Consider the following 20,392-nt stretch of genomic DNA (forward strand, 5'->3'; position numbering starts at 1 on the left):
TAAAGTCAAAGAAGGTGTTGATTACAATATGCCTATAAGAGAATTAGTGATGGAAAAAGCAGAAAATTTGCATTACATGGTTAATTTAGGGTGCGGCAAAAATATATTGAAAAATTTTATCAATATTGATGTCGTAAAACTTCCTGGAGTAGACATTGTTACATCCCTTGAAAAGGTACATTTACCATTTTTAGACAATTCTGTTCAAATAGTTAAATGTGAGCATATTCTTGAACATATAGAAAATTTGGTTGGCTTAGATTTAAGGAAATATTCTAGTGAATATTATCATGCCAGCGAAAAAGTCCTTGCGTATCAGAACAAAATCAAAAATGCATTGCCCTTGGAGTTGCAGGAGGCCTTGGAACAACTTGATGATGAATATAATTGTATGATGATGAGCGGAATGGACGTATATTATCGACAAGGTTTTTCTGATGCAGTCCGGTTGATTATGGAGACAATGAGTTGGTCCCCAAGACGGAGTTAGAAAGAACGGCGCACCCTAGTGATTTGAAAAAATCACTGGGGTGTTTTTTTGCTTATTTGCTAAGGTCTCTGGTTTGACTGAATTTGGGGATTACAAATAATTACAGGTGATGAGCAAGACTGTATTCTATATTTAACATAAATTATTTCATTCTAACTTTTTAAAAGTTAAAATGAAATAAATAAAGTTAAATACAGGAATGGTGGTATTTATGAGTATTTTGAAAGATGGGTTGGATTTGAAAATTAAATGGTTCTATAATAAATGTTGGAATAAAATGAATAACTCGGTTACAATTAAAGTTACCAGACACTGACCGAAAGGCACTATCACTTAGCTGATACGAAATGTAGTAATATTTATTATGGTCTTATTCATAAAAGTCCAATTTAAGTCCGGCTAAAGAATCGGTATAGATTTCCATGAAATGATAGGAAAAGTGATAGGGCGTCAGAGGAACAGCTATGATGAAGCAAATGAAGCGGAGGTATTTTTATGAACGATTTGATTTTGATTATAGATATGCAAAACGATTTTATTGATGGGAGTTTGGGAACCAAAGAGGCACAGGCAATTGTACCGCGCGTTCAAAAGAAGCTTTTCACTACTGACAGTGTTATTATGTTTACGCAAGATACGCACGGACAGGATTACCTGGATTCGCAAGAAGGAAAGAATCTGCCGATCAAGCATTGTATCAAACCTGAAAAAGGCTGGGAGATTTGTGATACACTCAAGCCATATGTGACGGAAAGCAATGTTTTTGAAAAACCGACCTTTGGCTGTACGAAACTGATTCAGGCCGTAGAACCTTATGAATCTATTACGATTGTCGGACTCTGCACGGATATTTGCATTATTTCCAATGCGCTATTGATCAAGGCATTCTATCCAGAAAAGATGATCAGAGTTGATAGCAAGTGTTGTGCTGGGGTTACACCAGAAAGTCATGAAAATGCATTGAAGGCAATGCGCAGCTGCCAGATAACGATTATATGAGTGGAGGTTGTTTAACTTAATCGGATAACCTGAGTTGCCAAAATTTGTTGATGCTTATATACGTTTAAATTTTTAGAGTAATACTTACAGAGGTGCAAAAAATTGAAAATAGAACGATTAGTTGCGATTCTTTCTATTCTTGCGAATGTAGATCGAATTACAGCGCAAGAACTGGCCGATCGCTTTGACGTGTCAAAAAGGACAATTCTTCGGGATCTGGATACACTCAATGGTGCGGGGATTCCGATTATATCTTATTCTGGTATTGGTGGAGGGGTGCGCCCTTTGGCATAAGTGGGGATTTTTATTGATGTTTAATTCCGTTAGAGCGCATCACTTAACTTTTTTCTTGACATTACAACTCTTATTTTATAAAATAATACTGACCTCGGTCAATTAGCGAGGTTGATACTTTATTAATCAATAGACAATTTGTAGTAATATACATATATAGGAGGTAAAAATTATGATACAAGCTGACAAGGAAAATATAGTTACATTAGAGGTTGTAAATAGAGAAGAATTGACAAATTTTAAGAAAGATCTGCAAGAAGCATTTGCAGTTGCAGTGGTTGAGACATTTGGTTCTAAATTAGATAAGCCGATTCCTTCTGATGAAGATCTAGAAAAATCTTTCAATGCTGATGGAGCTGTTGTTTATCATATTTTCTCAAATGGAAAAAAGACAGGTGGCGTTGTACTTATTATCAATGAAATAACACAACATAACTCGTTAGACTTTTTCTTTATATCAGTAAATGCACACAGTCGTGGCATTGGCTTAAAAGCTTGGAAAGCTATTGAAGAAAAGTACATTGAAACTAAAGTTTGGGAAACTCATACACCGTACTTTGAAAAACGTAATATTCATTTTTATGTAAATAAATGTGGCTTTCAAATCGTAGAATATTTCAATAAACATCACTCTGATCCGCATGCATCAAGTGACGAGGACTTCCCAGGAGGCGAAGATTTCTTTAGATTTGAAAAGGTCATGAAACAATAAATTTTACTTATTTATTGACAGCGTGGTTTGTTAACCATATGATTGACTGAGCTAGTAATGAAGTGATATATGGAAGCAAGTCGTTTTATTTGCAGATTTTACCCAGTTAGGAGGTAATAGACATATGAGAGTTAGAAAAGATCCAAAAGTTCGTCAAGAAGAGCTGATTGATGCGGCTTTAGCATTGTTTAGTTCTGCTGGTTATAAAAAAACAATGATTGTTGATATAGTGAAGCGGGCTGGTGTAGCCAAGGGAACCTTCTTTTACTATTTTTCTACCAAGGAAGCCGTTTTAGAAGCCATATGTTTGCGCTGGGCGATTGATATAGCAGCTTCTTATCAGAGGAAAAGTAAAGCACACACGGCAATAAAAAAGCTACAGAGTTTCATTTCAGAATTAATGCTTCCTAGTCAAGTAGATGAGCTGATTGACAAGCTTTGGGATGAGAAGGAGTTTAATCTAGTTTATACCATTTGGCAGCAACAGGTAGAGAGCATTTTTAACCCGCTTTTGCGTGAAATTATCGAGCAGGGTAATCAAGAGGGCAGCATGCAGGCACCCCATATAAAAGAAACGATTGCTTTTTTCTGGAGTACAGTGGACTGCTTATTTGACGTTGCTTTTTTAAAGGAGCCAGAGGAGGTCTTTCTTATTAAAGTGAAAATTGCTGAATCTGTTTTGGAACGAATTTTGGGAATAGAGGAAGGAAAACTCGAATTTATCATTTCCAAAGTCTAAAATTTTAAGCTGTGTAGAAATGGACATCTTTTTCACCACACAACTGACCAAGGTCATTAATTCGCAGGAGAAATGTATTGTAGTTATGATGATTCGGGCTATTTTTTTGCCTTTTAACTGACCTTGGTCAGTTGTCGCAAAACGGCTTCTTGTTACGACAGTTTGAAAAGAGATTACAGGTTAGAACCTATTCATCATAAATTTTGCTTAAAATTTTGTAATAAAAAATATAGGTAGATAAGCCTCTTAGGTTGTCACTAAAGAGGAGGATACGTGATCGCGGGCAGGTTCGTTACCAGCCTGGTATCGCCACCAATCTGGATGTGATTGATGCACAGGGCGCATTGACCACAGCGAAATTTAACTATATTAATGCCCGCTATGATTACAATAAATATACGGTGCAGTTAACACAAGCTATGGGGACGATTACGGAGGATGATATACATGATAAAAAAGAAGCCGCGCGTTAGAACTTTAATGCTGATATTGATGTTGATACTGTTTATCGGTACGGCTGTTTGTCGGGTTTATAGTGCTCAGCAGCAAGCAGAGGTAGAGATTCAACCTCTTACGGTTACGATGGCAGCAGTAAGCTGGACACAAAAGCCCAATACTCTCAATTTGACTGGTACGGTAGAGGGCATAACCTCAGCTATTATCAGTAGCCGTTTTGCAGGGAAAATCGAAGAAATACGTGTCGAGGACGGTCAGGCAGTTTCAACTGGTACCGAGCTTTTGAGACTAGATACGGTTGAATTAGCGAATGCGGAGCGGATTGCCCAAAATAACATTCGTCAGGCGCAGGCAAACCTCAATACGGCGCAGACGGATTATCAGCGTTACTATAATCTCTATGCACAACAAGCTGTTACCAAACAGCAACTAGAAAGTGCGCAGGCTAAAATGATTACCAGCCAAGTGGAGGTTGATAATGCCTATGCCAATCTGAATAATGCCCAAAAGCAAATCGATGACGGTAGTCTTAGAAGTCCGGTAAATGGTGTAATTGCCAATAAAACAGTCACTGTCGGTCAAGTCGTCTCACCGGGTACTGCCCTTCTGACGGTAGAACAAATCGATCAAGTGTATGTCGTGGTCAACATTGAACAAAAGGATATTGTCACTGCAAAACTGGGAACTGCGGTAACCGTTAAAGTAGATGCATATCCCGAGGCATCTTTTGCTGGCATCATTGCGGTTATCAATCCCGTAGCAGGTAGTGAGAGCCGGATGTTTCGGGTTAAAATTAAGGTTGATAATGCTGGGCAGTTGTTAAAGCCAGGGATGTTTGCCCAAGCTGCCTTAATCTCGGGTCAAACGAAATCTGTTCTGGCGGTATCGCGTGCTGCGATGATGACGCAAAAGGGTTTGCATTATGTCTATGTTGCTGAAAATGGTCAAGCAAAAAAAACATTGGTAGAAACCGGTGATTTAATTGGTGATTTGCTTGAGATTAAAGCGGGCCTCAATGAAGAAATGGCAGTGGTGATTGATAATTTGGATAAAATTAAAGATGGCGATGCCTTAGCGGGTGAAGGAGGGGACCGTCGATGAGCTTACCGGAGATCAGCATCAAGCGTCCTGTCTTTGCTACAGTTACGTTGCTTGCCTTGATTCTATTGGGAATTGTCAGCTATTTCCGTATGAATGTGGATGAAATGCCGGATACAAGCTTCCCTTATGTATCGGTTAGTATTACTTATGAAGGTGCGCAGCCGGAACAAATTGACACGCAGGTTACTAAAAAAGTGGAGGAGGCAGTCGGCGAGGCCAAAGGGGTAAAACATATCCGGTCGGCATCACGTGAAGGTATAGCCGAAATTGGCGTTGAGTTTAATTTGGATATAGATCCAGCGATCGCAACGCAGGAGGTGCGGGACAAAATCAGCGCCATTCGCAGCGAATTGCCTGATAAGATTAAAGAACCCGTAATTGCACGTTTCGATATGAAAGCAGCGCCTGTTGTTGCGATTGCTTTCACCAGCGATAGTGTCAATCTACGGGAATTAAGTGTTTTAGTAGATGATGTGATTAAGCCGCGTCTGCAAAAAATTGCTGGTGTTGGACAGCTGAAAATAACGGGGCTGCAAGAACGCGAGATTCAGTTGCTGCTGGATCGAGATAAAATAAATGCGTTTAGCTTTTCTATACCCGAAATTACCCAGCGCCTGCAGCAGGAAAATCAAGATATTCCCGCAGGTAAACTTACGGAACTAAATCAAAACTTATCTGTACGCACAGCGGGTAACTTCAAAAATCCGCAGGATTTCCTTTCCGCTGTAATCGGCACAAGAAATGGCGTGCCAGTCTATTATCGTCAGATTGGTTCTGTTAAGGATACAATTAAGGAAATCGAAACACTTGCGCGTTATGATAACAAACCAGCCATCGGTCTTGAAATCGGTAAGCAATCCGGTGCCAATGCCGTGAACGTAGCCAAACAAGTAAAAGGTGAACTGGAAAAAATCCAGAAAAATCTACCCGCGGGAATTACCCTGCATATGGTTCGCGATGATGCAGAGCGTATCGAGGAATCTATTCATGAAGTTTGGTTTGACCTTATTATCGGTGGGTTCTTTGCCGTTGTTACAGTGCTATGGTTTTTGGGTGATTGGCGCAGTACCCTCATCAGTGCCTTGGCAATTCCAGCTTCGATTATTGCTACTTTCTTTTTTGTGAAATTAGCCAACTTCTCTATCAACAGTATGTCACTTTTAGGATTGTCGTTGTCAGTCGGACTCTTAATCGATGATGCCATTGTTGTCATTGAAAATATTATTCGTCACCGCCAAATGGGCAAGCTGGCTATTCAAGCGGCTGCTGACGGAACCAAAGAAATCGCCTTAGCGGTTATGGCGACGACCTTTACCGTAGTCGCAGTGTTTTTTTCCGTCGGTTTTATGTCTGGTGCCAGCGGCCAATTCTTCAAGGAATTTGGTTTGTCGATTGCGTTTGCCGTCTTGGTATCTCTTTTCATATCTTTTACCTTGACACCGATGATGGCAGCCTTGTATCTGCCCGTTGGCTTGCAGCATACTGCAGGGCGTCTGGGACAGTGGTGGTTAAAGTGGAATGAATGGTTTGAGCATTTTGCGGATGCTTATGCTGATTTGCTGAAAAAACTGCTCCAGCAATACCGAAAGAAAGTCTTGGCTGGCGCCTTCGCTTTGTTTATGCTCAGCATGATGCTGTTTCAATATCTAGGTTCTTCCTTTATTCCAAACACCGACAATTCACAGTTTAGTGTAAAAATCAAAATGCAGGCGGGTTCAACTGTAGGAGCGCTGGATGAGCATGCGCAAAAGATGCTGGAAGCACTTCGCCCGCTTTCTGAGATTCAGCATATTTATAGTACATCGTCTGGTCAAGAACAGACTTTCTTTATCACCTTAGTGCCCAAAAAAGAACGACAGCGCAGCCAAACTGAGGTTATTGGCGAAGTACGTCAAATCTTAAACAATATTCCAGGAGTTCGGGTGGATATAGAGCAAGGTGACGGTAAGCCTGTTACTGTTTCAATCACAGGTGATTCCGTAGAAAAACTGGAGGAAATCTCCAATGAACTGCAAAAAAGAATGGAAACTGTACCGGGGGTAAAAGATCTTGTGACGAGTCATCGGACTGGTACTCCAAATCTAAATATTGCAATCAAGACAGAACGGGCAAATGATTTAGGCGTTTCCACAGAAGCCATCGGCAGCAGCCTGCAAACGATGCTGGCAGGAACGGTCATCGGTAAATATAGTGACAGCGATGAGCGTGTGGATGTCCGTGTCAGGCTGGCAGAGGTGGATCGCAGCCGCCCCGAAAGCTTGAATACGATTTATGTACCAAGCGAAAAAGCAACAACTGACGGACGAAAAATGCTTATTCCTCTATCGCAAACAGCCGACTGGCAATATGAGACCAGTCCGGCAGAGATTAATCGCTATGACCGGCAAAAAGAAATCCGCCTAACCGCCAATTTAGAGAAAACGACCATTGGTGATTTTAATGATCAATTTTACCCTAGTGTGCAGGATATTCTTTTACCAACAGGCTATCAGATCAATGCTGCAGGGGTATCAGATGACATGGATGAATCCTTCTCTAGTATGGGTATTGCCTTAGCGCTTGCGGTATCTTTCATCTTTATGATATTAGCAGCGCAGTTTGAAAATTATAGTGAACCATTTGCTATTATGCTTTCTCTGCCTTTAGCCATCATTGGTGCGTTGCTCGGACTGTTCTTGGCAGGCAGTGATTTAAGTTTGATTTCAACAATCGGCATTATGATGCTTATGGGGCTGGTTACCAAAAATGCGATTCTTTTAATCGATTTTGCTAAACAGCGAATGCGAGAGCATGTCTCTTGTAATCAAGCCTTAATTGAGGCAGCCCGCATCCGCCTGCGTCCGATACTTATGACTAGTGTTGCCATGATTTTTGGCATGATTCCCATTGCATTAGGTTTTGGACCGGGATCAGAAGCCCGTGCTCCTATGGCACATGCCATTATCGGTGGTCTGATTACCTCAACGCTGCTTAGTTTGGTAGTTGTCCCAGTCTTTTATTCTTTGATTCATGACTGGAAAAATCGTTAAATAAAGCATGTATAAAAAATAAGATGGAATAATTGTAAATTTATCTACTTAATGGGGTAATGGATTGACATAGTTAGATTTAATTTATTATTGCATTATTAGGATAGAAAGTGATCTCAAAAAGCAAAGCAAAACACCGATTGCCATATCGAGAATGCAATCGGTGTTTTATAATTTCATTATTTTATCTCATAACAAAAAAATGCCTGTATATCCAGAACGGCGCACCCTGGTGATTTGAAAAATCACCAAGGTGTTTCTTTTTGCGTATTATATAGATTTTAATAATAAGTCCAAAAACAATTGTTCTTGAACAGAAAAATGTTTGTTTTTAAAAAATCCTAAGGTTAATGTAACAAATGTGTTTGGTTGGCAGGGTAATTCAATTAGTTGGCCAGAATTTAGATAATCTTTAATAAGTAAATTAGGCAAAAAACTAAGACCAATATTATTTAAGACAGCATCTCTTACAGCTTCGGAATTACTACATTCCATTATTATATTAGGAAGTTTAGGGAGTAGGTGTTCATATTTTTTTCGGTAAGTACAGCCTTCTTTAAATGAAATCAATGGATAATCAAATATATTTAAAGATTGATTATGTTGGAGATACAGTGCTTTGCCTACAGTCCAAATCATTTTTTCTTTACTTAATTCAATTTTTGTTATTTTTTCGCTTTTTATATCCGTATGACAAATTATAAAGTCAAATTTATTTTGTACTAATCCATTTAAGGCGCTATCGGTATTTGAGCAAATTTCTAAAGAGATATTTTTGAACTCATTTTGTGGTGATAAAATTGGAGTAACTAGATATGATGCGCAAAGCGTAGAGACACCTATATTAATCAATGAGAAATTTTTTTTGCTTGATAAATATATGTCTTTTTTTAATGAATTATATTCAAGTAGTATATTATTTGCATGTCGCATAAATATTTTTCCGTTTGGTGTCAAATATATTTTGCCTCCAATTCGTTCAAATAAGGCGGCGTGCATTTCTTTTTCTATTAGTTTTATTTGAGCGGTAATAGCTGGTTGCGTGAAGTTTAAAATTTCTGCAGCGTGAGTTATATTTTTACAATTTGCAACAGTAAGAAAAGTTTTAAATAAATTTATATCCATAAGCGACCTTCTTTAAAAATAATAAATCACGAAACATGATATTCATATCGAACGGATATATTATACCATAATTCATAAAAATTTTTTTTTAAAATCAAAAAAAATGGTGATTTTTAAAATGGCGTGATTTGCAATATAATAAACGATGTAGGTAGTAAGATATAGAATAATAAATAGGGGAATTGCTTAATAAAAGCTGGCTTTGTAGAGTGGATTGCTTAAAAAAATATATTTATTATGTAGGAGAAAATTATATGAATGTTTTCTTTTTAGGATTTTTAAATGGAATTAAAATGATGATAAGTTTATCAAAAATTTTGGTTCCAGCAATTTTAATTGTTAAGATATTAGAATATACTTCTGCTTATAATTATGTATCAAAATTATTTGTCCCGCTTTGTGATGTAGTAGGGTTGCCAGGAACTGCAGCAATTCCTTTTTTTATGGGAATAGTGAGTAATATTTATGGCGGCTTAGGTGGAATGTTAGCATTAAATTTAGATTACAAAGAGATGACAATTTTAGGTACTATGATAGCTATTTCTCATGGAGGAATAATAGAAAATAGTATTGCATTAAAAGCAGATATTAGTATGGGATTGATTTTTTTTGTTAGACTACTAGTAGCAATCCTTTCTGGAATGATATTGAAATTGGTTTTATGAAAGGATGGTGAGGGTATATAGAAAATATATATTTTTTTATTTGTTCAGCTATAAAAGACTGTATTTTGCAAGTACTACAATTAGCAATTGTTATTATTCCAATATCAATATTGGTTGAAATATTTAATAGATTTGGAATAATAGATAAAATATCTTTAAAAACAGAGAAAATAACAAAATTATTGAGTTTACCAAAAGAAGCAGCAATAACATGTTTTGCAGGTATCTTTTTGGGGATATTGTCAGGTAGCGGTATTATTTTAGCTACAATAAAAGAAAAAGGGTTGGAAAAACATGAAGTAGAAACAATTTTTATCTTAGTAGGTATCTGCCATTCAATAATCGAAGAAAATATTATTTTTATAGGCTCTGGTGCTAATGTCCTGATTATAGCTCTTGTCAGGTTTTTTGCAGGCGTATTAAGTGCATATGTATGGCAACTTATTTTTATAAAAAAACATAGCCTTTTATTGGTGAAAAAATAATTTAAAAACCATGATTTTCGTTGCAATTCGCGGCGAGAAAAAAATTATACAATATTATAATCGTTATATTAATTGCTTGGTATCAGCCTGTTAAAAAAAGCATAAGTATAAAAAAATGAACTGCCTTTGGTTTTTTATACCAGAGGCAGTTCATTTAAATAATTCAAGTAATATAGTATTGATAGAAAAAGTTTTAGGCCAGATTTAAACGATGACTTAGAATATAATTTGTGATGATGAAAAAAATGCCACAGAGGAGTAATGAGGTGACATAGTAGTTTGCACCAAGTATAAAAGAAAATATCTGCCCGAAAATGAAAAGCCCGAAAAAAGCAGCGAAAGCACAGAAGATACTATGCTCACGGGAGAGGTGACCGATGGACACCGAAGCGTAGATGATAAGTATCGCTGTGGCATCATACATAAGTGTTCCGTAGATAAAAGCAGCAAAGTGTGTCGTGAGGTTAAGCATATCATCCGGTGTGATGGTACTGAAAGGAAACTGGACTCCCGCAAGAATATCCGGGTTTATGGTGACAAATAGGAAAAAAACGGTAGCGAATGTTAGCAGCATACCAGTGAAAGCAAAGAGAAGTGCTGCGATGAGCTTACTTATAATGAGCTCCCAAGTCTTTACGGGCAACGTGAAGGTCAGATAGCCTTCATTGGAAAAAAAGTTACTGTAAAAGCGGCGCGTGATGACAACCAGCGTAAAAACCATGACCGCGGCAATGATGAGAACATGGAAAAGAGCCGTAAAGGACATGATTGTCGGCATCTGCATTATATAGAAAACTTTTTCAAGCAAAGCAAATAGAATAAGCGCAGCATAGAACGGAAGTAGTTGACGAAATATAGATTTTATTTCATATTTAAAAAGATGGATTAACATTTAAATTCCTCCCTAAATAGTGCATCAAGTGATACACCTTTCTTTTCACGGATTTCATCGACAGAGTCATGGAGAATCAAATTGCCCTGTTTGATCAGAATGGCTTCATCAAGTATGGATTCAATTTCAGAGATAAGATGTGTCGAGAGGATGATGGAGGCCTTCTCTTGATAGTTCGTAAGGATGGTTTTTATTATATAGTCACGAGCGGCCGGATCAACACCACCGATTGGTTCATCGAGCAGATAAAGGTCAGCTTCGCGGCTCATGACAAGGATGAGCTGGACTTTTTCTTTTGTACCCTTTGACATGTTTTTAAGTTTATCGTCAAGGCCAATCTGCAGATTTTGCAGCATATCGCGTGCCTTATCTATATTGAAGTCTTTATAGAAGTCACTGAAGAATTCAAGTATTTCTTTAACGTGCATCCAGTTGTTGATGTAAGTGTGTTCCGGTAGATAGGAGACGATTTTTTTTGTTTCTGTGCCGATCGGGTGACCGCCGATCGTCAGTGTGCCGCTTGTCGGAACAAGCAGGCCCGTGCAAAGTTTGATGAAGGTCGTTTTACCGCTGCCGTTCGGGCCTAGTAGTCCGATAATGCGTCCACGGGGAATATCAAGCGTGAGATCGTTCAGGCCGCAGGTGCTGCCGTAGTGTTTCGTGAGGTTTTGACATTGTAAGATAGAATCCATATTATTCACCGTCTTTCGTAAGTGTTGTTAATAATTGAAGAGTTGCTTTTCGATCGTAACCAATCGCAGCCATTTTCTCAAGAAAATCGTTCATTTGCAAGCGTGCGGTTTCTTTTTTTTGTTTATCCAGCATCGTTTTATCCTCCGTAATGAAACGCCCGTTTGTGCGTTCTGCATAAATAATCTCTTCCTGCTCGAGTTGTGCGAGGGCACGCTGCATCGTGTTTGGATTGACGCCGGCCTCCATAGCAAGATCACGTACGGGTGGTAGTCTGTCACCAAGATTTCGTTTGCCGACAAATATTTGATTCTTGATTTGTTCGGCGATCTGGGTGTAGATCGGTCGATCTTTTGTAAAATCCCAAGCCATAGTGAATGCTCCTTTACACTGTATTATTGTATTAATTACATAATACAATAATACAGTGAGAATGTCAAGCAGTATTTATAAATTCGGTAGTAAAAGGCATTATCTTTGAAATTACTAATGAGAATAGATCATGACGTGATTGGAAAATAAGACAGTCGAGCTGTTTTTTTTCGCTACATTGTTTGAAGAAATTTTTTTAACTTTGTATTAATTTGGCAGGAACTTTGATTTTGCGTGAGGAATAAAATTAGTAAATCGTATTTTATCCAAGTTAGTCATGTCCTATTTGTTTGTTATGAAGAGAATAGGCAGTACGGTCACACGCTATAGGTTTGACAGTATAAAAAACTCAACTAAGGGGATGTCAATATTTTGCGTAGATTAATTGGTTTAGTATTTGCTATGACTGTTTTATTTGTTTTCATACCGGGAAAATCATATTGCCATACGGCTCCAGCTAAGGTAGAAATAGATTCGGACTACTTGACGCATGTAAGTTTCAAAAATCGCTATATTAATACGGTATCAATACATATACTCGAAAATATTTCAGAAAAACATAATAGATCTTTATATAGGGGCATTACAATTACTCGACCATATGGGCACATAATAAATGATAATGACCAGACTAAAGATAGTTCGGCAGTTGGTATCGGACCTGTATACATGATTCGTAATGAAAAAAAACTTTCAAGAAAGTTATATGAAGCGTTAGATATGAGCGGTGGATTTATTCTATATGATAAAGCATTTCCGACAGACGGAAGATATTATAATTTTATGTGGCGGATTGGCCCCCGATTGGTTTATAAAACGGGTGAAAACTCTTCGATAAATATTGGGTATACGTTCATGCATGTTTCTAATGGTTTTAGGACTCATAATCCTGGATATAATGGGCAAGGTCTTTCAGTTAGTTTCGAACAAAAATTTTGAATTAGCAAATTGAACGTGAGCGTACCATAAAATAGTAGGTATTAAATTCTTGTTTGTGATTATGATGAGAGTGCAGTGCGTTTTATTAAATACAGGATCAAAATATCTTGAAAATCATAAAAGCAAACTATAAAAATGAAGTCTATAGCCTAGAATGATTACCAATTTCTAGATTATAGGCTTCATTTTATTCAGGGCAAATATTAAGCTAAGGTATTTCACTTTTATAAAAAACAGAATACTTCTATCGGTGTGTTGGATAGCAGTATTCATGGGGAGAAGTTCTTTTATGAATGGCAATTTACTTATAGTTTTTTTCTGAATTGATTTTTATGGGGATTAATACAAATTTTGATCAGTTATTGTTTTTTTCACAATTTTATATAAATAGCCTATTGAAATTAAGAAGTAAAGAAAGTAAAATATAGTTGAGCTAGTCATATATTTACCGTATCATCTAAATGAAGACAATAAGGAGAAATTTATGTTAGACAACTGTATTTATGTTTCGGGAGCAAGAGAACGAAACCTTAAAAATATTCATATAAAAATACCTAAAAAAAGAATTACTGTTTTTACTGGCGTATCTGGTTCGGGAAAATCGTCATTAGTGTTTGATACAATAGCTGCGGAATCTCAAAGACAGTTAAATGAAACATACAATAGTTTTATTCGTCATCGTATGCCTCATTATGGTAAACCTGATGTAGATCGTATCGAAAATTTATCTGTCGCCTTTGTTATGAATCAAAAACGGTTAGGGGGCAATGCAAGGTCAACAGTAGGGACAGTAACGGATATATATTCTTTATTGCGTCTTTTGTTTTCACGAATTGGAAAACCATTTGTTGGATATTCTGATGTATTTTCATTCAATAATCCGGTAGGGATGTGTAATACATGTCAAGGATTAGGTAAAATCGAAACAATCGATATCGAACGTCTCTTAGATAAAAACAGGTCATTGAGCGAAGGGGCTATCCGTTTTCCAACTTTTGAACCGGGTGGTTGGAGGCTGACTCGTTATATTTATTCCGGATTCTTCGATAATGATAAAAAAATTCAGGATTACTCCAATGAAGCATTGGAATTACTGCTTTACGCTGATAAAATTAAAGTAAAAAATCCCACTACTGAATGGCATAAAACTTCATTGTATGAAGGGCTGATTCCGCGTATTCAAAGAAGTTTCTTGAAAAAAGAAGATGGAGAAAAAGTCAAATACAGTAAAGATATTAAGAACTTTGTTATAAAACAAAGTTGTCCCCTTTGTCATGGGGCACGTCTAAATGATAAAGTACTGTCTTGCAAAGTACATGAGAAAAATATAGTTGAATGTACCGACATGCAGGTGGTCAATCTTTTAGAATTTGTTCAAACAATTCATGTTCCTGTAGCCGCTACAATTATTTCCGAGCTTATTAATCGATTACAACATATGGTTACGATTGGATTAGGTTATTTAAGTTTAAACCGAGAAACCGATACTCTTTCAGGTGGAGAATCACAAAGAATTAAAATGGTAAGACAACTGGGAAACAGCTTAACCGACCTTACTTATATTTTTGATGAGCCGAGTATAGGGCTACATCCATACGATATTAGTAAAATAAATACTTTGATGAAACTTTTGCGGGACAAAGGCAATACGGTGCTTATTGTAGAACATGATCCAGATATAATAAAAATTGCTGATCATATAGTCGACATGGGGCCAGGCGCAGGAACGCAAGGCGGACAAATCTTATATGAGGGCGATCTGAAAGGTTTAGAAGAAGCGAATACATTGACTGGACGTTATTTGTCATATCAACCGAAATTAAAACAAAGTGTGCGCATGCCAAAGGGCTGGCTTTCCATTCAAAATGCAAAATTACATAATTTGAAAAATATTTCAGTAGAAATACCAAAAGGAGTAATGACGGTAGTAACTGGAGTAGCTGGTTCAGGTAAGAGTACATTGATCAATCAAGTGTTGCCACAATTTTACCCTGAAATTATTTTCATTGATCAAAATGGAGTACCAGCATCAAAGCGTTCTAATATTGCAACATATACAGGTATTTTTGATATAATTAGAAAGCTATTTGCAACGCAAAATGGTGTTAATGCATCTTTATTTAGTTTTAATTCAAAAGGGGCTTGTCCTGCTTGTAAAGGATTGGGTGTTACCTATACGGATTTAGCTTTTATGGATACAATCGTTACAATGTGCGAGGAATGCAATGGAAATCGTTTTAATGACGAAGTTCTTCAATATAAATTAAGAGGGAAAAATATAAGTGAAGTTCTAAAAATGACTGTAGGTGAGGCTTTGAACTTTTTTTATGAAAAAGCCATTAGCAAGGTTATAAAACGACTCTCGGATATTGGAATTGATTATATTTCTTTGGGGCAGCCGTTGAACACTCTTTCAGGAGGAGAACTACAAAGAATAAAACTCGCATCCGAACTTGAAAATGACGGACAGATTTATGTATTGGATGAACCATCAACGGGGATGCACATGGCTGATATAAAACAGTTGATAGGCGTACTAGACCATCTTGTTGAACAAAATTCTACTCTTATTGTAATTGAACACAATTTAACTGTTATTTGTCAAGCCGACTGGATTATTGATTTAGGGCCTAATGCTGGGGGAAATGGTGGCAGAATTATGTTTAGCGGCCTGCCAAAAGATTTAATTGAAAATCAAGAATCACTTACAGGTCGTTGTTTGGCACAATATGTTAAGGAGGAGTGCAAATGTCCAAAAAAGAATTAGAAAAAAATTATTTGCCTTTTCAATGTTTGATTATTGCTTGTTCTAATCGCTTTAATGTCGAGGGTGTATCAACAGCACAATACTATATACTTGATGTTTTAGACAAGCAAGGATCAAAGACCACAAAAGAAATGGCTGAACTAAAGGGAATATCACAATCGGGCATTTCAAAATTAACAAAACGATTGTTGGAAAAAAAATATATAGATCAAGAACGACAAGAAAAGGATCGGCGTTCTTATAAAATTGTAATTACACAAGAAGGAAAAGATTTTTTAAATCGTGTAGAGGATTTTGGCAAGGAAATAATGGACTTGATTGAAAAAGCCTTAACGTCAGAAGAAGTAAAGGGATTTTCTGAAATGTGCAAAAAAATTACGAATTTACATGCTGAAAAAGAAAGAAAAGGTATAAAATTATGGAGGGATGAAGATGTATAAACTCATAGCCATAGATATGGATGGAACGCTTTTAACAGAAGACAAGAAAATTACGACGAAAACGAAAGATGCGATAAAAATGGCCAGTAATTTAGGTGTAAAAATCGTTTTGACAACAGGGCGGCCGATTCAAGGGATAAAACAATATTTAGAGGAATTAAACCTTACAAATAAAGATGACTATGTGATTGCTTTGAATGGGGCATTCATATGCAGAAACGATGATTATTCCATACTAAGCAGTAATGAGACATTAACAGGGAAAGACTTAAAATATATTTATAATAAAGTAAAAGCACTTAAAACATATTTTCATGCATTTACCAAAGACGAGGATTTGGTGGATAAAAAAAGCAAGTTTTCCGTAGCGGAAGAAAAGCGGATTAATCTTAAAGTACGGGTAGTCAATTTTCTTGGAGAAATTAAGGATGATGATGAAATACTGAAGGTGGTGCTGGAGGAAGAAAAAAATGTGCTCGATGAGATTACTGACAAAATACCCAAAGAACTGTTTGAAAAATATACTGTGATTAGAAGCGTAGACTTCATGCTGGAATTCATGAAGAAAGGGTGCAATAAGGCTTCTGGAATAGAAAAATTGGCTCAGTATTTGGGTATCCGTCGAGAAGAAATTATTGCTATTGGTGATGCGGGCAATGACAAAGAAATGATCCAATATGCGGGGCTTGGCGTGGCAATGGAAAATGCTGAAGATGAGATCAAGAACATGGCAGATTTTATAACAAAAAGCAATGAGGAAGATGGCGTTTCTTACGTAATTGACAAATTTATATTAGCAAAGAGAAGTAATGAAGCAAAATTGAAGGTGAAAAGTTAGTGAATGAGAATGATTTAAGAAGATTATGTGCTGAAAAAGCAATGGAATATGTAAAAAATAATACAGTGATTGGTTTAGGCGCAGGACGCAATATCGCTTGTTTAATTGAACTGATTCATAAAGCTGCAGAACAGGATGGTTTGAAAATTAAGGCTGTAACTCCATCGGCGGCAACAAGAAAGCTTTGTTTTAAATATGGAATCGAAGTGATACCGACGTGTTTTGTAGAAGAGGTAGCAGTTGCTTTTGATGGTTGCGGCGAAGCGGATGAAAATTTATATGCGTCAAAAGGTGGGGGCGGCGTATTTACAAAGGAAAAAATAATTGGAGCGCTAGCCAAGTTGTATATATTACTAATTGATGAACGAAAACTACATATTCAATTGAATCCGCAACATGTTGTATCAATAGAAATCGTGAAAGCTTCTTTGGGATATGTAAGTAAAATGGTTAGAAATTTGGGTGGCGATCCCGCTGTTAGAACTACCAACAGCAAGGATGGTAATTTGATTACGGATGATGGGAATTTTATATTGGATATAAAATTTGCGAATATACAGGATTTTAAGCAATTAAATGATGACATAAATGATATTGCTGGCGTGATAGGTACGTCTTTGTTTATAAAAGAGGTCAACAAATTGATTGTTGCAGGAGACCAGTGTGTAAGGGTTATATCAAGGGGATAGGACTTTTAATGCAGGTGTTTCGTTTTGATCGATGAAAAGAGAGTAGGGATTTATATGAAATTAGGTATTATTGGTTCCGGTATGATCGTGAAGGAACTTTTGTCAATTACAGAACTTTTAAAGAATGTAGAATTGGAAGCTATTTGCGGTACAGTAAGAAGCAAAGAGAAAGTTGATGGACTGAAAAATGAGTATGTATGATTGCAAATAATCAGTTGGGAAAATGCTATGAAAGGTTAGAACATAGTTTGACTGGTTCTGAAGTACAAACCATTGCAAGAAAAAAAGCAAATATTGTATTTCCATCAGATTTTGATAGAATGTAAGGATATGTTAAACAGAATAGGGGGCAGGAGTTCTATCATAAGGGAGAACTCCATGGTAAACAGCAATAGATGAGAGAGGATAAAAAGATGGAAAATAAAACGTTGATGACGGATTTTTATGAATTGACCATGGCGCAGACCTATTTTGACCAGGGGGAAAAAGATAAGAAAGCATATTTTGATGTTTTTTTTAGGGAAAGTCCTTTTCATGGAGGTTATGCCATAGCCGGAGGCCTGGATGGGCTGGTTGAATATATTAAAAATTTTTATATTTCTGAGGAAGATATAGGCTATTTAAGGAGTCTGGGGAATTTTACAGAAGATTTTCTTTCCTACTTAAAAGAATTAAAATTTCGAGGGGATATCTATTCCGTCGAAGATGGAACACCGGTATTTCCGAATGAGCCGGTTATTACAGTGCGGGCAAATGTGATAGAAGCACAACTCATTGAGACGGCTTTACTTGCTAATTTTAATCATGCAACTTTAGTTACAACAGCAGCGAAAAGAATTACCACGGCAGCAAATGAAATCCCAGTTATGGAATTTGGTGCCAGAAGAGCACGGGGAATTGATTCAGCCATTGAAGCTAGCAAATATTCTTATGTTGGGGGATGCATTGGAACAAGCAATGTGCTTGCAGCAAAAATGTATGATATCCCAGTCTTGGGAACCATGGCACACAGCATGATTTGCGATGCTGACAATGAGTATGAAGCATTTCTTGCTTATGCAAAAAGTAATCCCAATAACTGTGTGTTTCTCGTAGATACATTTGACACTTTAAAAAGTGGAATTCCCAATGCTATAAAAGTGGCAAATGACTATCTGATTCCGAATAAATATCCGTTTAAGGGGATACGGATTGACAGCGGAGACTTAGCCTATCTGTCAAAGCAAGCAAGAAAATTATTGGACGATGCAGGCTATAAAGATGCAGGTATCTGTTTATCCAACGGTCTTAATGAAAATACGATTAAATCTCTCATTGATCAAGGAGCCTATATCAATTCTATTGGTTGTGGGGATAATATTGCAGCTTCACTGGAACGAATTGGTGGTGTATATAAATTGGTAGCAGTAGAAAAAGAAGCTAAGCTGATTCCGAAGATTAAGGTCACGAACGATATCATGAAAACAATTAATCCAGGATATAAAAAAGTATATCGGTTTTATGATAAAAAAACAGGCTATGCCTTGGGAGATATATTGGCACTGGCAGATGAAGTGATTCCAGAAGATGGATATACATTAATAAGCCCAACGGAAGAATGGAAAAAAACTTATATATCCGATTATGAAGTCAAAAATCTTCAAGTTCTTGTTTTCAAAAATGGCAAGCAGGTTTATGAAGTACCGAGTATTCAAGAAAGAAAAGCTTACTGTGAAGAACAGTTTAGAACAATTTATCCAGAAATTAAGAGAAGTGTAAATCCCCATGAATATTATGTGGATTTAACCGAAAAATTGCTGGACTTAAAAAAGAAGTTAATTAGAAATTCAATGAATGTCCATTCATGAATTTGAATATTTATAGTGCCGTCTTTTCTAAAGACCACTCTAATCGTTTGTCGCCTACAACTATATAGCGTTTCACTATAAAAAAGAATAGCCCCGCAAAATATGCGAGGCTATTCTTTATGTTTAAATTCTATATGTTTTATTTTTGTTTTTAGGTCAATCTTTTTTATTCCAAATTTTGTTTGTAATCTGTGCCCCATGCTTCCAGCGATTTGATAATAGGACGCATTGTTTCGCCTACCTCACTTAAAGAATATTCTACACGAGGCGGAACTTCTGGATGAATGGTACGGGTAATAATACCGTCAGACTCCATTGAGCGTAAACTATCCGTCAATACTTTTTGACTAATACCAGAGAGTGTTTTTCGTAATTCATTGAATCTCCATGGGCGCTCAAGTAAATTCTGTATAATCAAAAGTTTCCATTTACTTCCAATCAGTTGGACGGTAGTTGCTACCGGACATTCAGGCAATTCTGCTTTTGTCAGCATGTGGATACCTCTTTTCATAAGTTTATAATCGAATATTGTATTCAAATTATAATATAGGATACTTCTTTTTACAAGTAGTTATAAAAAAGTAACTAAGCAACAGCTTTGTGCGTATTTTTTTGTGTGTAGTCACTGAATTAAAATCTAAACAGGAAACGGAAAGTTTCAAATACCACCAATTTTCAAATGAAATATGACGAGAATAGAAAATTATCTTTAATATCATTAAAAGAGAAAATACATAGTATAATGTATAGTATAAAAATATTATACTATGTATTTTCGTCGTTAAGTACAGTTTGTTTATTTGCTATATACATTATGTTAATG

General features: G+C 36.6%; 23 protein-coding genes. 18 read left to right on the top strand and 5 right to left on the bottom strand.

The annotated features are described in order from the left end of the window. The first annotated feature begins 28 nt into the window (after positions 1–28). The 8 genes from F606_RS23615 (at position 29) to F606_RS0104065 (ending at position 7,820) form a co-directional block, all read left to right on the top strand. A complete protein-coding gene (locus F606_RS23615; RefSeq protein ID WP_245542081.1) occupies positions 29–490 on the top strand; it encodes a class I SAM-dependent methyltransferase in 462 nt (153 codons plus the stop codon). A 495-nt stretch (positions 491–985) separates the two neighbouring features. After that, entirely contained in the window at positions 986–1,489 is a 504-nt protein-coding gene (locus F606_RS0104035; protein WP_019552590.1) for a cysteine hydrolase family protein, read from the top strand. Between the two features lie 102 nt (positions 1,490–1,591). Next, positions 1,592–1,783: a helix-turn-helix transcriptional regulator gene (locus F606_RS0104040; protein ID WP_019552591.1), complete on the top strand. Its 192-nt coding sequence runs from the start codon at positions 1,592–1,594 to the stop codon at positions 1,781–1,783. 172 nt (positions 1,784–1,955) lie between these two features. Continuing rightward, entirely contained in the window at positions 1,956–2,495 is a 540-nt protein-coding gene (locus F606_RS0104045; protein WP_019552592.1) for a GNAT family N-acetyltransferase, read from the top strand. Between the two features lie 124 nt (positions 2,496–2,619). Beyond that, positions 2,620–3,234 (top strand): TetR/AcrR family transcriptional regulator, encoded by a 615-nt coding sequence (locus F606_RS0104050; protein WP_019552593.1) that lies wholly within the window; start codon positions 2,620–2,622, stop codon positions 3,232–3,234. Positions 3,235–3,485: 251 nt separating this feature from the next. Beyond that, positions 3,486–3,707: a TolC family protein gene (locus F606_RS0104055; protein ID WP_019552594.1), complete on the top strand. Its 222-nt coding sequence runs from the start codon at positions 3,486–3,488 to the stop codon at positions 3,705–3,707. Continuing rightward, positions 3,682–4,791, top strand: coding sequence for an efflux RND transporter periplasmic adaptor subunit (locus tag F606_RS0104060; protein ID WP_019552595.1), 1,110 nt, complete (start codon positions 3,682–3,684; stop codon positions 4,789–4,791). The genes F606_RS0104055 and F606_RS0104060 overlap by 26 nt, the downstream gene beginning before the upstream one ends. Then, the gene (locus tag F606_RS0104065) at positions 4,788–7,820 is read left to right on the top strand and encodes an efflux RND transporter permease subunit (RefSeq protein ID WP_019552596.1); all 3,033 of its coding nucleotides are present in this window, start codon (positions 4,788–4,790) and stop codon (positions 7,818–7,820) included. Before F606_RS0104060 ends, F606_RS0104065 begins: the two co-directional genes overlap by 4 nt. A 270-nt stretch (positions 7,821–8,090) precedes the next feature. Here the strand turns inward: F606_RS0104065 and F606_RS0104070 are convergent, their stop codons facing one another. Next, a complete protein-coding gene (locus F606_RS0104070) occupies positions 8,091–8,945 on the bottom strand; it encodes a LysR family transcriptional regulator (protein WP_019552597.1) in 855 nt (284 codons plus the stop codon). Between the two features lie 254 nt (positions 8,946–9,199). Between F606_RS0104070 and F606_RS0104075 the strand changes: the two genes are divergently transcribed. Beyond that, positions 9,200–9,610: a nucleoside recognition domain-containing protein gene (locus F606_RS0104075; protein WP_019552598.1), complete on the top strand. Its 411-nt coding sequence runs from the start codon at positions 9,200–9,202 to the stop codon at positions 9,608–9,610. A 65-nt stretch (positions 9,611–9,675) separates the two neighbouring features. Further along, positions 9,676–10,095 (top strand): nucleoside recognition domain-containing protein, encoded by a 420-nt coding sequence (locus F606_RS0104080; RefSeq protein ID WP_019552599.1) that lies wholly within the window; start codon positions 9,676–9,678, stop codon positions 10,093–10,095. Positions 10,096–10,288: 193 nt separating this feature from the next. Here F606_RS0104080 and F606_RS0104085 read toward each other — a convergent pair whose 3' ends face one another. Genes F606_RS0104085 through F606_RS0104095 form a run of 3 tightly spaced genes read right to left on the bottom strand, consistent with a single transcriptional unit; the run spans position 10,289 to position 12,049 of the window. After that, the gene (locus tag F606_RS0104085; protein ID WP_019552600.1) at positions 10,289–10,987 is read right to left on the bottom strand and encodes a hypothetical protein; all 699 of its coding nucleotides are present in this window, start codon (positions 10,985–10,987) and stop codon (positions 10,289–10,291) included. Further along, positions 10,981–11,679, bottom strand: a complete 699-nt coding sequence (locus F606_RS0104090; protein WP_019552601.1) for an ABC transporter ATP-binding protein — start codon at positions 11,677–11,679, stop codon at positions 10,981–10,983. Before F606_RS0104090 ends, F606_RS0104085 begins: the two co-directional genes overlap by 7 nt. A gap of 1 nt (position 11,680) precedes the next feature. Then, positions 11,681–12,049 (bottom strand): GntR family transcriptional regulator, encoded by a 369-nt coding sequence (locus F606_RS0104095; RefSeq protein WP_019552602.1) that lies wholly within the window; start codon positions 12,047–12,049, stop codon positions 11,681–11,683. 372 nt (positions 12,050–12,421) lie between these two features. Here F606_RS0104095 and F606_RS0104100 point away from each other — a divergent pair, with 372 nt between their 5' ends. The 8 genes from F606_RS0104100 (at position 12,422) to F606_RS0104135 (ending at position 19,569) form a co-directional block, all read left to right on the top strand. After that, on the top strand, positions 12,422–12,988 hold the full coding sequence (locus F606_RS0104100) for an acyloxyacyl hydrolase (protein ID WP_019552603.1): 567 nt from the start codon (positions 12,422–12,424) through the stop codon (positions 12,986–12,988). A 610-nt stretch (positions 12,989–13,598) separates the two neighbouring features. After that, the gene (locus F606_RS0104105; RefSeq protein WP_245542082.1) at positions 13,599–15,755 is read left to right on the top strand and encodes an ATP-binding cassette domain-containing protein; all 2,157 of its coding nucleotides are present in this window, start codon (positions 13,599–13,601) and stop codon (positions 15,753–15,755) included. Beyond that, positions 15,737–16,195 (top strand): MarR family winged helix-turn-helix transcriptional regulator, encoded by a 459-nt coding sequence (locus F606_RS0104110; RefSeq protein WP_019552605.1) that lies wholly within the window; start codon positions 15,737–15,739, stop codon positions 16,193–16,195. The genes F606_RS0104105 and F606_RS0104110 overlap by 19 nt, the downstream gene beginning before the upstream one ends. After that, on the top strand, positions 16,188–17,033 hold the full coding sequence (locus F606_RS20540; RefSeq protein ID WP_019552606.1) for a Cof-type HAD-IIB family hydrolase: 846 nt from the start codon (positions 16,188–16,190) through the stop codon (positions 17,031–17,033). The genes F606_RS0104110 and F606_RS20540 overlap by 8 nt, the downstream gene beginning before the upstream one ends. Then, on the top strand, positions 17,033–17,722 hold the full coding sequence (gene rpiA / locus F606_RS0104120) for a ribose 5-phosphate isomerase A (RefSeq protein WP_019552607.1): 690 nt from the start codon (positions 17,033–17,035) through the stop codon (positions 17,720–17,722). The genes F606_RS20540 and rpiA overlap by 1 nt, the downstream gene beginning before the upstream one ends. Positions 17,723–17,746: 24 nt before the next feature. Beyond that, a complete protein-coding gene (locus F606_RS23100) occupies positions 17,747–17,923 on the top strand; it encodes a hypothetical protein (protein ID WP_019552608.1) in 177 nt (58 codons plus the stop codon). Continuing rightward, positions 17,920–18,048 (top strand): hypothetical protein, encoded by a 129-nt coding sequence (locus F606_RS23800; RefSeq protein ID WP_019552609.1) that lies wholly within the window; start codon positions 17,920–17,922, stop codon positions 18,046–18,048. Before F606_RS23100 ends, F606_RS23800 begins: the two co-directional genes overlap by 4 nt. 87 nt (positions 18,049–18,135) lie before the next feature. After that, on the top strand, positions 18,136–19,569 hold the full coding sequence (locus F606_RS0104135) for a nicotinate phosphoribosyltransferase (protein WP_019552610.1): 1,434 nt from the start codon (positions 18,136–18,138) through the stop codon (positions 19,567–19,569). A gap of 166 nt (positions 19,570–19,735) precedes the next feature. Here the strand turns inward: F606_RS0104135 and F606_RS0104140 are convergent, their stop codons facing one another. Next, on the bottom strand, positions 19,736–20,062 hold the full coding sequence (locus F606_RS0104140; protein WP_019552611.1) for a winged helix-turn-helix transcriptional regulator: 327 nt from the start codon (positions 20,060–20,062) through the stop codon (positions 19,736–19,738). Positions 20,063–20,392: the final 330 nt, after the last annotated feature.

It is taken from the genome of Propionispira raffinosivorans DSM 20765 (assembly GCF_000381065.1).
Taxonomy (GTDB): Bacteria; Bacillota; Negativicutes; order Selenomonadales; family Selenomonadaceae; genus Propionispira; species Propionispira raffinosivorans.